The sequence below is a fragment of the Allobosea sp. RAF48 genome (assembly GCF_052114025.1).
GTDB lineage: Bacteria > Pseudomonadota > Alphaproteobacteria > Rhizobiales > Beijerinckiaceae > Allobosea.
In genome coordinates, this window is the sequence record NZ_JBFRDZ010000006.1 from 83,721 (window position 1) to 96,223 (window position 12,503).

12 protein-coding genes are annotated in these 12,503 nt (G+C 65.0%); 8 read left to right on the forward strand and 4 right to left on the reverse strand.

What is annotated here, in order from left to right; translation table 11 throughout:
- Positions 1–80 precede the first annotated feature (80 nt).
- From AB4Z10_RS13080 to AB4Z10_RS13100, 5 genes are all read left to right on the forward strand, one after another.
- Positions 81–1,067, forward strand: coding sequence for a GlxA family transcriptional regulator (locus AB4Z10_RS13080; protein ID WP_441471081.1), 987 nt, complete (start codon positions 81–83; stop codon positions 1,065–1,067).
- A gap of 185 nt (positions 1,068–1,252) precedes the next feature.
- On the forward strand, positions 1,253–2,071 hold the full coding sequence (locus AB4Z10_RS13085) for an alpha/beta fold hydrolase (RefSeq protein ID WP_441470821.1): 819 nt from the start codon (positions 1,253–1,255) through the stop codon (positions 2,069–2,071).
- A 174-nt stretch (positions 2,072–2,245) separates the two neighbouring features.
- On the forward strand, positions 2,246–3,004 hold the full coding sequence (locus tag AB4Z10_RS13090; RefSeq protein ID WP_441470822.1) for an SDR family oxidoreductase: 759 nt from the start codon (positions 2,246–2,248) through the stop codon (positions 3,002–3,004).
- Between the two features lie 62 nt (positions 3,005–3,066).
- Positions 3,067–4,317, forward strand: coding sequence for an MFS transporter (locus tag AB4Z10_RS13095; protein ID WP_441470823.1), 1,251 nt, complete (start codon positions 3,067–3,069; stop codon positions 4,315–4,317).
- Positions 4,304–5,737: an MATE family efflux transporter gene (locus AB4Z10_RS13100; RefSeq protein ID WP_441470824.1), complete on the forward strand. Its 1,434-nt coding sequence runs from the start codon at positions 4,304–4,306 to the stop codon at positions 5,735–5,737. The genes AB4Z10_RS13095 and AB4Z10_RS13100 overlap by 14 nt, the downstream gene beginning before the upstream one ends.
- A gap of 94 nt (positions 5,738–5,831) precedes the next feature.
- Here the strand turns inward: AB4Z10_RS13100 and AB4Z10_RS13105 are convergent, their stop codons facing one another.
- From AB4Z10_RS13105 to AB4Z10_RS13120, 4 genes are all read right to left on the reverse strand, one after another.
- Entirely contained in the window at positions 5,832–6,551 is a 720-nt protein-coding gene (locus AB4Z10_RS13105; protein WP_441470825.1) for a hypothetical protein, read from the reverse strand.
- 28 nt (positions 6,552–6,579) lie between these two features.
- Positions 6,580–7,410: an alpha/beta fold hydrolase gene (locus tag AB4Z10_RS13110; RefSeq protein WP_441470826.1), complete on the reverse strand. Its 831-nt coding sequence runs from the start codon at positions 7,408–7,410 to the stop codon at positions 6,580–6,582.
- A 102-nt stretch (positions 7,411–7,512) separates the two neighbouring features.
- A complete protein-coding gene (locus AB4Z10_RS13115; protein WP_441470827.1) occupies positions 7,513–8,145 on the reverse strand; it encodes a glutathione S-transferase C-terminal domain-containing protein in 633 nt (210 codons plus the stop codon).
- Positions 8,146–8,197: 52 nt separating this feature from the next.
- Positions 8,198–9,040, reverse strand: a complete 843-nt coding sequence (locus AB4Z10_RS13120; protein ID WP_441470828.1) for an alpha/beta fold hydrolase — start codon at positions 9,038–9,040, stop codon at positions 8,198–8,200.
- Positions 9,041–9,313: 273 nt separating this feature from the next.
- Between AB4Z10_RS13120 and AB4Z10_RS13125 the strand changes: the two genes are divergently transcribed.
- The 3 genes from AB4Z10_RS13125 (at position 9,314) to AB4Z10_RS13135 (ending at position 12,489) form a co-directional block, all read left to right on the forward strand.
- Positions 9,314–9,538, forward strand: a complete 225-nt coding sequence (locus AB4Z10_RS13125; protein ID WP_441470829.1) for a hypothetical protein — start codon at positions 9,314–9,316, stop codon at positions 9,536–9,538.
- Positions 9,539–9,614: 76 nt separating this feature from the next.
- Positions 9,615–11,306 carry an FAD-dependent oxidoreductase gene (locus tag AB4Z10_RS13130; protein WP_441470830.1) on the forward strand — a complete coding sequence of 564 codons (1,692 nt, stop codon included), beginning with the start codon at positions 9,615–9,617 and terminating at the stop codon, positions 11,304–11,306.
- 289 nt (positions 11,307–11,595) lie between these two features.
- Positions 11,596–12,489, forward strand: a complete 894-nt coding sequence (locus AB4Z10_RS13135) for a hypothetical protein (RefSeq protein WP_441470831.1) — start codon at positions 11,596–11,598, stop codon at positions 12,487–12,489.
- The last annotated feature ends 14 nt before the right edge of the window (positions 12,490–12,503 follow it).

Genomic DNA, 12,503 nt, shown 5'->3' on the forward strand with positions numbered 1-12,503 from the left:
CTGGCGTGACGGCTTTCGAGCCCCGCTCTGCCGTGCATGAAATCATGCTATCAAGCGAAACCGGTGAGGTGGAGGTGCGGATGAGACATGTCGGCTTCATCATGGAAGACGGTTTCCAAGTCATGGGCTTGGCTGCCTTGTCTGCATTCGAGTTCGCCAACCTGCAGCTTGGCCGCCACGCCTACTCGGTCTCCGTCATGTCGGAGAGAGGCGGGGGCATCTTATCTACCTTGGGCATGAAGGTTGAAACCGTCCCGCTAGGGGAATTTCCCGACACCCTCATGGTTCTCGGCGAGTTGCGTCCGCGGCCCCTTACGACGGCGTTGCGCGATTACATCGCCGCTGCCGGCCAGCATTCCCGCCGTGTCGCTGGCGTCTGCACAGGCGCATTCGCGCTGGCGGAAGCAGGTCTGCTCGATGGGAAATCAGCCACGACGCACTGGGCCCATGCCAAGACGCTGCAGGAGCGTTACCCCGCCGTGCGGGTCGACGACGACCGCATCTTCATCAAGGACGGCAATGTCTGGACATCGGCAGGAATGAGCTCCGCGCTCGATCTAGCCCTGGCGCTGATCGAGGATGACTATGGCGCGGAGCTGGCCCGGGGAGTCGCGCGCCGGCTCGTCATCTATCATCGGCGGCCCGGTGGCCAGTCGCAGTTCTCGGCCTTGCTTGAACTTGAGCCGCGCTCCGATCGCGTGAAACGAGCGCTCGTCTATGCCAAAGAGAATCTCCGCAACGCCTTGACCGTCGAGGAACTCGCGGATGCGGCGAGCCTGAGCCCACGGCAGTTCACCCGCGTGTTTCGCGAAGAGACCGGGCAATCCCCGGCGAAGGCTGTCGAGCGGCTGCGCCTGGAGGCGGCGAAGGCGATGCTGGAGGATGGCAGGCATCCGATGGATATCGTCGCTCGCGATACCGGCTTTGCCGATCGCGATCGGATGCGCAGGGCTTTCCTGCGCTTCTTCGGGCACCCGCCGCAGACGCTGCGTCGCAATCTACGCCTGGCGGAAGCGCAGGAACAGGCAGGCGACGTGACATCTGGCATGGCCGAGGCTGGCGAGTAGTTCCCCGGCCAGCGAAGCCATCGCACCCAACTCGGTTCGCATAACGCGTCAGGTGCCGCTCCGGCAGCCAAAAGAAGACGCCATGGCGGCGGCCATGTCCGGAATTGCCGCCTTGTTGACTTAGGAGCGGACGACTGTGGGGCCTAGCTTGTCTCGACCGTCAAGGTCGAACGCCGGAGGCAAGCGTGGCCGTCAAATCCGAGATCAATGCGCTGGAAACATCCTTCGGGCGGTTGGCATGGCGTGAAGACGGACCGATCGGCGGTTTGCCGCTGGTCCTCCTTCAGCGCTTCCGCGGCACGATGGACGATTGGGACCCGGCCTTCATCGCGGCGATCTCACAAGACAGGCGGGTGATCCGCTTCGACAGCGTGGGCATAGGGCGCTCCGATGGGAGCGTGCCGGAGACGGTCGCGGGACTCGCCGCCGTCGCGGCCGAATTCATCCAGCGTCTCGGCTGCTCGCAGGTCGATCTGCTCGGCTGGTCGCTGGGTGGCGTGGTCAGCCAGCAATTCGCCCTCGATTTCCCGGCGCTCGTCCGCCGGCTCATCGTGGCGGGGTCGAGCCCGGGGCCGGTCGCCGACGGTCCGCAGCAGCATCCGCGAGTGCCGCAGATCATGACAAAGCCGGAAAACGACGCCGACGATTTCCTGTTCCTGTTCTATCCGGAGAGCGAAAGCGCGGTCGCTGCCGGCCGCAGCTCGCTCGCCCGCATCGCCACGGCGCCAGGTCGGGGGCCGCCGGTCAGCGCTGTGTCGTTCATGGGGCAGGTTAAGGCGGTGTCGAGCTGGCCTGGCGTACTGCACCGCGCCAAGGAGCTGAGGCTGCCGATGCTCGTCGCGAACGGCGCTCACGACGTGATGCTGCCGGCCTATCGTTCCTATGTGCTCTCGCAGCAGGCGCCAGATGCCAAGCTGGTGCTTTATCCGGACGCGGGACACGCCTTCCTGTTTCAGCACATCGACGACTTCGCGGCCGAGATCGATCGCTTTCTCGAAGGCTGAGCCCAGCCCGCAGACCGCGCGGCCGTCAACGTTCGGCGATAGCGAGATTTCGCGACGCAATGTCTCAAATCGACGCTTATGTGTCATTTGAGACATTGCGATTGTTTGCGATTGTCGGTCCATCGGCGGCGGGGAGTGCCCGGTCTGCCTCAACGAGAGATACCAGGTGACGCCATGCAGATGACCGGCAACACGATCTTCATCACCGGGGGGACCTCGGGCATTGGGCGGGGCCTGGCCGAGGCATTCCACAAGCTCGGCAACAAGGTGATCGTGGCGGGGCGCCGCCGGGCGCTGCTCGACGAGGTGACGACGGCCAATCCGGGCATCGATGGGATCGAACTCGACATCGCCGATGCCGCCGATATCGAACGGGTGGCTGGCCGCCTGACGCAGGCCTATCCGACCCTGAACGTGCTGATCAACAACGCCGGCATCATGCCCTTCGACGATGCGGGCGGCACGATCGACGATGCGACGTCGCGCAAGATCATCGACACCAATCTGCTCGGGCCGATCCGGCTGACATCGGCGCTGATTGGGCATCTGAAGGCCCAGCCACGTGCGACGGTGATCCACAACACCTCCATCCTGGCCTATGTGCCGCTGGCGACAACGGCTGTGTATTCGGCCACAAAGGCAGCCCTGCACTCCTATGCGCTGTCGCAGCGCTTCATGCTGCGCGAAACCGGCGTTTCGGTGCAGGAGATCGCGCCACCCTGGGTCGATACCGACCTCATCAAGAAGAGCGGCGACTCTCGCGCCATGCCGCTCGACATCTTCATCGAAAAAACGATGGCCGGTCTCGCCACCGAGGCGGCAGAGGTGATCGTCGACGAGATTAAGGCGCTGCGGGATAACCCAGGCAGCGGTGAGCACGCGCTGGTGCAGGGCTTCAATCTCGAACTGATCGCCAATCCCATTCCGGTCTGATCCGTAGAGGCGCCCCCATGTCGGTCCGGCAGGGGGAGCCTGCGGCGTTTGGAGCGCTCTCGATGATTCATGACAAGCCGCTATCCTCCGCGGCTAAGGCCCCCGCCGCCGTCGAAGCGATGGCGTCGAAGCCGGTTGAGGAAGGCTCTCTTCTGCCCCCGGCCTTTCTCGCGCTCGGCACCTTCGCCATCGGAACCGAAGGGTTCATGATCGCGCCGCTTCTGCCGACCATCGCCGACGACCTCGGGATGAGCCTCTCGGCGACGGCCACGCTGGTCGTCGTCTTCACGCTCGTCCTTGCCGTAAGCTCGCCGATCTCGACCGTCTTGACCGCGAGCTTGCGGCGGCGCGATACGCTGCTTCTCGCCATGGCGATCTTCACCGCCGGGAACCTCATCGCAGCGCACTCCTCGTCCTTCGCGGCGCTGATGCTCGCCCGCATCATGATGGCGGTCGCGTCGGGGCTCTACATTCCGGGAGCGAACTCGCTGGCGGGAGTCATCGTACCTGCGGGCAAGCGCGGACGTGCGCTCGCCATCGTCAGCGGCGGCATGACGATCGCCATCGCGCTCGGCCTGCCTCTCGGCGCCATCGTCGGCCATGCTTTCGGCTGGCGAACCACCTTTCTCGCCGTGGCTGCGATGGGACTCGTCGCGATCGTCGGAATCGGTCTCGGGATTCGCTCCGACGCCGGGTTCGGGATTGCGGTGGCGAGCCTGAAGCAACGGCTCGGGGTGGTCCGGCGCCCTGCGATCCTTCGCCTCCTCGCCGTAAGCCTGTTCTGGGCGATCGGCGCCTTCACGGCCTACCCCTACATCGCTCCCTATCTGAAGGCGGTGCTCGGTTTCGGTGCCACCGGAATCAGCGCGACGGTCTCGATGTGGGGCCTCGCCGCAGCGATCGGCGTCACGGTCGGCGGCACGCTGAACGACCGCTTCGGATCGAACCGGGTGGTGCGGAGCTCTCTCATCGCTCTTTCGATCTCCTTTGCAGCTCTCGCCGTTGCGACGTTGTTGGCGCCGGCAGGGGCCCTCGTAGTCGCGCTCCCTGCCATCGCGGCCTGGGGCTTCAGCGTGTGGTCGCTGTTTCCTGCCCAGATGGCGCGGCTGATCGCGGCCGGGCCAGTCTCGGAGGCATCCGTTGCGCTCGCGCTCAACACCTCGACCACGTATCTCGGCTTCTCCATCGGATCGGCGATCGGTGCCGGTATCATCGGTATCGGCGCGGTCTGGGCCATCGGCGCGATGGCGGCGCTGGCTGAACTGGTGGCGATGATGCTCGATCGACGCGGGGCAGCCCATGCGACGCGGTGACGACGCCTCTGCGCCGGGGGCGCCCGGCTCACTGCCCGGTTCCTCGGCCGAGCTCGCGAACCGCGCGGGGTCGGCTGTGCCCGTCGATCCGCGCACCAGACGCATGCTCGAAGCGCCCGTGCTGCCGCTGCTGGTCCGGATGGCCTGGCCGAACGTGCTCATCATGCTCGCCCAGGCATCGAGCGGGCTGATCGAGACCTGGTTCGTGGCCAAGCTCGGGACGGAGGCGCTGGCGGGCATGGCGCTCGTGTTCCCGACCGTCATGCTGATGACGATGCTCTCGAACGGCGCGATCGGCGGCGGCATTTCCTCGGCCGTGGCGCGTGCGCTCGGCTCCGGACAGCGCGCACGGGCTGACGCTCTCGTCCTGCACGCGATCGTCTTGAACCTCGCCCTCGGCCTCGGCTTCTCGGCCCTGTTCCTCATCTTCGGCCGGCCGATCTATCGTCTGCTCGGCGGCTCCGGCGGCGATCTCGAGGCGGCCTTGACCTATTCGGGCGTCGTCTTCGCCGGCAATGGCCTGATCTGGCTGATGAACGGGCTCGCCAGCGTGATCCGCGGCACGGGCAACATGGCATTCCCGGCCATCGTCAGCTGTGTCGGAGTCGCCCTGCTGATCCCGATCTCGCCCCTACTGATCTTCGGCTTCGGCCCCATTCCGGCTCTCGGCATCGCGGGAGGAGGGGTGGCGCTGCTCACCTTCTACGCCGGCGGAACGCTCGCCATGGCGTGGTACGTCCTCTCGGGGCGCAACCCGGCGCGGTTCCACTGGGTGCGCCTGCATTGGGAGCCGCTCGCCGGCATCCTGAAAGTCGGCGCGCTCTCGGCGCTGCAGTCGCTCCAGACCAACCTCATCGTCGCTGGCGCGACCGCGATCGTCGCCGCCGCGGCCGGGGTGGATGCGGTCGCGGGCTTCGGGACAGGCGTCCGGCTCGAATATCTGCTGGTCCCAGTGATCTTTGGCATCGGCGCGCCGATGGTCGCGCTCGTCGGCACCAATATCGGCGCGGGCCAGCGCGAGCGGGCACTGGAGATCGGGCTGAGCGGAGCGGGCCTGTCCTTCGCGATCACCGAAGTCATCGGTATCGTGGCCGCGCTGTTTCCCGCCGCCTGGCTCGGGCTGTTCAGCGCCGAGCCCGCGATGATCGCGACCGGCAGCGCCTATCTGCGGATCGTCGGCCCCTTCTACGGCTTTTTCGGGCTCGGACTGTCGCTCTACTTTGCCAGCCAGGGCGCGGGAAAGCTGCTCTGGCCGCTGGGCGCCGGCGCGCTTCGCCTCGTCGTCGCACTGCTCGGCGGCTGGCTTGTCTTGCGGCTCACGGGTTCGCTCGAAGCCTTCTTCGCCTCGCTGGCGCTCGCACTCCTGGCCTATGGGCTGGCGATGTTCGCTGCGGTGAAGGCGGGCGTCTGGTTCAAATAGCCCGGATCCGGAGTCGTGCACCGGAGTGGGCGAACCATTGGCGAGCGGATCATGCGCAGGGCCGCGGCATAGAGGCAGCGGCCCTGCTGCGGAATCAGGCCAGCCGGATGTCCGAAAGGTCGATCGAGACGACCAGCGGCTCGGCAAGCGAGGTTCCATCCGGCTGACGCGGGTAGATGCGCCGCTCGGTCGGGAAGCGGAGACCCTGCACCTCGACATAGCTGCCGATATAGTGTGCGCCCGGCGTGTTCCCGGCGATCTCGACATCGTAGTCGTGACGCTTCAGCAAGCCGGCATCGTCGACGTAGAGCGTCTGCACGGTGCTGTGCGTGGCGATGTCGGAGGGAAACGCCACTTCGAGCTTCTGCCAGGTCTCACCCTTCTCCCGCCACTCCCCGACGGATCGGCTGACGACGCCGGGCGCAGCCAGCAGGAACGGCATGTTGAGATAGGTCCACATCGCAATCCCGGCGAAATAGGCCAGTTGAGGCTCTGTCCATGGTGTTTCGAGCGTATGCCCGGCGAAGGAGGCGCGAGGCTCGTCCAGCTCCTCGACGATCTTCCCGGCGGCGTCCCTGATCTCGACGCGGCCCGGCTCGAAGCGGGTCACCTTGCCCTCGGGCCCGAACGGCGAATGAGAAGCCCACTCCCGCCCGAGCCCGACCGTGACGTTCGTCTCGTCTAGCTTGCCGCCATGCCCCTTGAGCGGCCAGAGCACGCCGCCCTGCCGAAGGTGGGCGGTCAAGGTGGTGAAATTCTTCCATCTGTCGAGCCCGCCATGGGCATCGATGATCTTCCGTGCCAGAGCGTCCATGTCGTCATCCTGTCGTTTGCTGTGTAGTTCAGGCGCCGAGAAAGGTCTCGACATGCGAAACGAATGTTTCCGGATACTGGAGCAGCGCGCCGTGGCCTGAATCCGGATAGATAATCAGCGTGGTGCTGCTCATGTTCTTGAACATCTCGTAGGCATTGATCGACGGGAACATCGTGTCGTCGCTGCCATGGACGATGAGCGTCGGCTGTCGGATCGCCCTGAGCGAGGCGTGATCCGGGTCCGGCTCCGCGCACCAGCGGATGATGGCCTGCGCCTGCGGGTTGCTGACGGCCTCGCCCCGGTCCGGATCACGGTCGCTCGTCCGGGCGCCGGCGCGGTCGATGAAGGCGGCGCCGGCGGCCTGGCTGGCTTCGGACGGCGTGAAGAAGAGGGGAAGCCTGACGTCGCGTGCGTTCCGGGCGAAGGCCTCTTCGACCACTTGCAGCAGATGCTCCTCGCCGCCGCGCGGAGCCGTACCGGCGAGGATCATCCGGCGGACATCGACCGCGCCGCGCGTCGCCATCACCTGGGCCAGAAAGCCGCCGAGCGAGAAGCCAAGGAGATCGACCTGCTTCAGGCCGAGCGCTGCGATGAAGGCTTCGGCATCGGTGACCTGCTGCTCGACGCTGTCAGGTGTTTCGCCGGAGGAGGTGCCGACGCCGGCATTGTTAAAGGCGATCACCGGCCGCCGCGCCGCCAGCGCATTGACCACCGCCGGATCCCACGCGTCCATTGTGCCGGTGAAGTGCTGCAGCAGGACGAGCGGAATACCCGCCTCCGGCCCGAGCCGGCGATAGGCGAAGCGCACACCGCCGCTATCGATATAGCGCGTCGGAGTCCGTTCGAGAGTATCAGGCATGGTCGGTTCCTTTCGCTTCGAATGAAGATGAGCCCTTCCGAAAGCGGTGGCGCCTGCGCAGCCGCTCGAAAGTTGTTCGGGTTTGTGTCGGCGGATGGACGCTCAGGGTGCCGGTGTCGGATCGTCGAGGCTGACCATGCCGCGTCCTTCGGCGTGAAGCGCGGCCTTGACCGAATGCCTCGTTCCGACCAGCCGAAGGAAAGCCGCCAGCCGGGGATAGGCGTCGAGCGCTATGCCGTAGAAGCGCGTCCAGCTGGCGATGACGAAGAGATAGGCGTCGGCAGCGGTGAAGGTTTCACCGGTGAGGAACGGGCCAACCATCCCTTGTTCGGCGAAGGCGAGACGTCCCCGGATGCGGGCGAGGACGAGCTCGCGCATCGGCGCGTCGATCTTCCAGTTGAGCGGGATGAAGCTCTTGTGCAGCTCGGCGGCGACGAAACTTTGCCACTCCATGACCCGGTAGCGCGCCATGGTGCCGGGAGCAGGCATGAGATCGCGTCGCTCCGCCCGATCGCAGATGAATTGCGCGATCACCATGTTCTCGGTCAGCCGCTCGCCACCGGGAAGCTCCAGCAGCGGCACCATGCCTCTGGGAGCCACGTCGCGATAATCCGAGCCGTCCGCCCGCTGCTTTGCCGTCACGTTGACGACCTCGAGATCGAAGGGCTCCCCGATCTCGCGCAATAGGATGTGCACCGAGAGCGAGCTCGCACCCGGATGGACATAAAGCTTCATGCAACAGCCCTCCTGGCAGGTGCCTCGGCACGAGTGCCGAGGCACCGCTTCATCAGGCCTTCACGAAGGCGAGCAGATCCGGATTGATCACGTCGGCATGGGTCGTGAGCATGCCGTGCGGATAGCCCTTGTAGAGCTTCAGCGTGCCGTTCTTCAGCAGCTTCACTGCCTTGAGGGCGGCATCCTCGTAGGGCACGACCTGGTCGTCGTCGCCGTGCATCACCAGCGTCGGCACGTTAATGGCCTTCAGGTCCTCGGTCTGGTCGGTCTCGGAGAACGCCTTGATGCCGTCGTAGTGGGCCTTGGCCGAACCCATCATGCCCTGGCGCCACCAGTTCTGGATCGTGCCCGGGATCGGCGTCACGCCCGGCCGGTTGAAGCCGTAGAACGGCCCGGTCGGCACATCGAGGAAGAACTGCGCGCGGTTGGCCGCGAGCGCGGAACGGAAGCCGTCGAACACCGCCATGGGCAGTCCTTCGGGATTCTTTTCGGTCTTCACCATGATCGGCGGGATAGCCGACACGAGAACCGCCTTGGCCACGCGGCCCTGCGGCTGACCGAACTTGGCGACATAGCGCGCGACCTCGCCGCCACCGGTCGAGTGGCCGATATGCACGGCATTGCGCAGATTCAGGTGCTCGGCCACCGCGGAGGCGTCCGCAGCATAATGGTCGATGTCGTGCCCTTCGCTGACTTGCGATGAGCGACCATGACCACGCCGGTCATGCGCCACCACGCGATAGCCGTTGTGAAGGAAGAATAGCATCTGCGCGTCCCAATCGTCCGATGACAGCGGCCAGCCATGGTGGAAGACGATGGGCTGGGCGTTCTTCGGTCCCCAATCCTTGTAGAAGATCTCCACGCCGTCCTTGGTGGTGACGTAAGCGGCGCTCATGGCATGTGTTCCTTTCGATGCTTGGACAGTGGAGAAGGGAGTAGCGAAGGCGGGGGCCGGAAGAATTGCGGCTGCCGCTATACCGACCGCTGCGGTCAGGACCGTGCGGCGGCTCTCGGTGGAACCTGGATAAGACATGACGGTGGCCTCGAAAAACTTGCTCCAAAGAGCAGTAAAGCCAATCCGGATTCACTGACGGACAAAGAAGCCTGAGATCGGGACATATCGACCTCTGCCGCTCGTAGGAGCCGACGATGCGTCGAGAGAGTGCGGGTGCGCCTGACGGGCTTCGCTCCGGAGGCGCTCACGCTGATGGGGGCCATGAACCTCGCGGCGCTCAATATCGCCAACGCCATCGGCGCCTGGGCGGGCAGCGTGACGATTGCGGCCGGCTACGGCCCGCTGTCCGCTGTATGGGCGAGCTTCGGGCCGACGCTCCTGGCCCTTCTGGTCTTCGCGCCCATCTTGCCGAAGGCGCCGCAGTTCGCGCCGGCGTGATTGCGGTCAAGCTCCTCATCTGGTCGGATGGCGTCGCGCGCGAGAAGTGGCATAGGCCCGATACGGAGGTCACCCCATGGCAATCGGCGATGCTCGGCGAGAGCAGATTTTTCCGACACTGTCCGCCCTTCAGATTGCGACGTCGCGTCGCTTCGCCAGCGGCGCACCGCGCCGCTTCGGTCCGCGTGAGGTCGTCTACGAGATCGGCGCCCGCGACGCCCCCTGCTGGCTGATTCTCGATGGCTCGGCTGACGCGATCCGACGCGGCGCGGCCGGCCGGTCGTCGCTGGGCACGACCTACGGTCCCGGCCAGTTCACCGGCGAGACCAATCAGCTCTCGGGCCGTCCATCCCTCATGTCGGTCGTGGCGGGGGATGCTGGTGCGGTCGCGATCCCTTTTGATGCGCCGCATCTCCGCGCGCTCGTCATCGGATCGGCGGATGTCGGTGAAACGATCATGCGCGCCTTCATCCTCCGGCGCGTCATGCTGATCGAGGAGGGGCAGACCGGCGGCGCAGGATCAATCCTGGTCGGACGCCGGGATGATCCGGGCATCGTCCGGTTGTCGGGTTTTCTCACCCGCAACGGCTACCCCCACACCGTCATTGCCGCGTGCGAGCCGGAGGGGCGCGAACTCGTCGAACGGCTCGGCGTCGCCCCCGAAGACCTGCCGCTGATGATCTGCCCGAACGGCACATTGCTCAGAAGCCCGAGCAATGCCGATGCCGCGACCTGTCTCGGCATCACGCCGGATCTCGATCCGAAGACTGTCCATGACGTGGCGGTCATCGGGGCCGGGCCAGCCGGGCTTGCCACTGCCGTCTATGGCGCATCCGAAGGGTTGTCGGTCCTGGTCCTGGACAGCCGCGCCTTCGGCGGCCAGGCGGGCGCGTCCGCCCGGATCGAAAACTATCTCGGCTTTCCGACCGGCATCTCCGGACAAGCCCTCGCGGGCCGGGCGTTCAATCAGGCGGCGAAGTTCGGCGCCGAGCTTGCCATTCCGCTGACCGTCGAATTGCTCCGCTGTCACGGAGCGGATGCGGAAGCCCCGTTCACCCTCGAGCTCAGCAATGGAGGCACCGCGCGGTCGCGCACCATCGTGATCGCCTCCGGAGCGCGTTACAGGCAGCCCGACATTCCCAACATCGAAGCGCTGGAAGGGGCGGGCGTTTCCTACTGGGCATCGCCCGTCGAGGCGCGGTTGTGTGCCGGCGAGGATGTCGTCCTGGTTGGCGGAGGAAACTCGGCGGGCCAGGCGGTTGCCTATCTCGCGCCGCAGGTCAGGCATCTGCACCTGGTGGTGCGCCGCCCCCTCGAGCAGACCATGTCCCGGTACCTGATCGATCGGATCGCGGCCTTGCCCAACGTCGAACTCCATGTGGACAGCGAAATCGTCGATTTGCACGGCGACCGGGCGACTGGCCTGACCGGGACGAGGTTTCGGGACCGCCGGACAGGTGCGATCCGGGAGTGCACATCACACCACCTCTTCCTGTTCATCGGCGCCGATCCCAATACGCACTGGCTCGACGGCTGTGTGGCGCTCGACGCAAAGGGCTTCGTTCTCACGGGGGAGCGCGCCGGCGACGGCGAGCGGCTGCCGCTCGAAACCAGTTGCCCAGGCATCTTCGCCGTCGGAGACGTGCGGGCCGGTTCGACCAAGCGGGTCGCCGCCGCCGTTGGCGAAGGCGCCGCCGTCATCGCCCAGATTCATTCCGTCCTGACACGGAACGTCGGGCCCGCATTGAATGCGGTGCGGCAAGCTTGATGGAGCGTGGCCTCTGCATCGCGTCACGGCCAGCGGAGTTGAGGTGCATGCCCGGTCCCAAGGAGTTTTGAAAGCCTCCGAGTGGCGGGACCGAAACGCGCCAGTAGCGGAACTTAGAGCACGGCCGGATAGCGGACATTCAAGCGACGCCGCGAGCTCTACGCCCATGCCACCCGCGATAGGACCGACTAGCTTGTGGACCACCGAGAGCGGAACGAGCGCCTGCCCGAGGGAAGGGATAAGATCGCGGACAGATGCCGACCATTGGCCCAAGGGGAGAATCGACTTCGTGATCGATTTCAAGGAGATCAAAGACGGAGATGCTTGGGAGGCATTCAGCCGCGACTATCTGGTAGCCATGGGGCTCGTGGTCGACATACCGCCTGGGCGAGGACCTGACGGTGGGCGAGACCTCCTAATCAAAGAACAGCTGAAAGGAGAACTGATCTCTCGCACTTTCACATGGCTAGTCAGCTGTAAGAATTATGCGGGCAGTGGAGCAGCCGTCGGCACCGAGCACGAAACAAACATTGTCGATCGACTCACACAGCATTCCGCCGAGGGGTTCATCGGCTTTTACTCAACGGTCGCCAGCGCCGCGCTCATCACCCGGCTGAAGGAGCTTCGGGAGCAGCGGAGGATCGCAGAGTTCGAAATCTTCGACGCTTCCAGGATCGAGGCCGGTTTCCACAATGTCGGCTTATCCGGCGTACTTGCTCAGCATTTGCCGCTCACTCACACGGTACTCAGGCCGATCCACCCCCTTATCGGCCATTATGTCCCGCTCGAATGCGAAGTATGCAAGCGGGACCTTCTAAAGACCAGTATGACTAGGCCGCGACAAGGAGCAATCCTATTTGCCCAACACGAAGATGTGGTTCGGAGCGTTCATTTTGTCTGCAAAGGCGAGTGCGATCAGCGTACGACGAGGCGCCTTAATCAACAGAAATTGGTTGAAGGGTGGGACGATATTGATGACTATTTTAATCCGTTGATCTTTTTCAGGAGGGTGACAGGATATCTCAATGAGATGCGGAAGAATCCGCAGCGTTACTCTGACGCCGCCCATGAGAAGATGATTGAGCTGTATCTGGCAGCTAGCCAGCGGACACTTCGGCAGATGAGTGAGGAGGACCGCGAACAATATCTCCAGGCTCGCGAAGTTGAAGAATTAGGCGTTTAGCTCGCACCCTATCG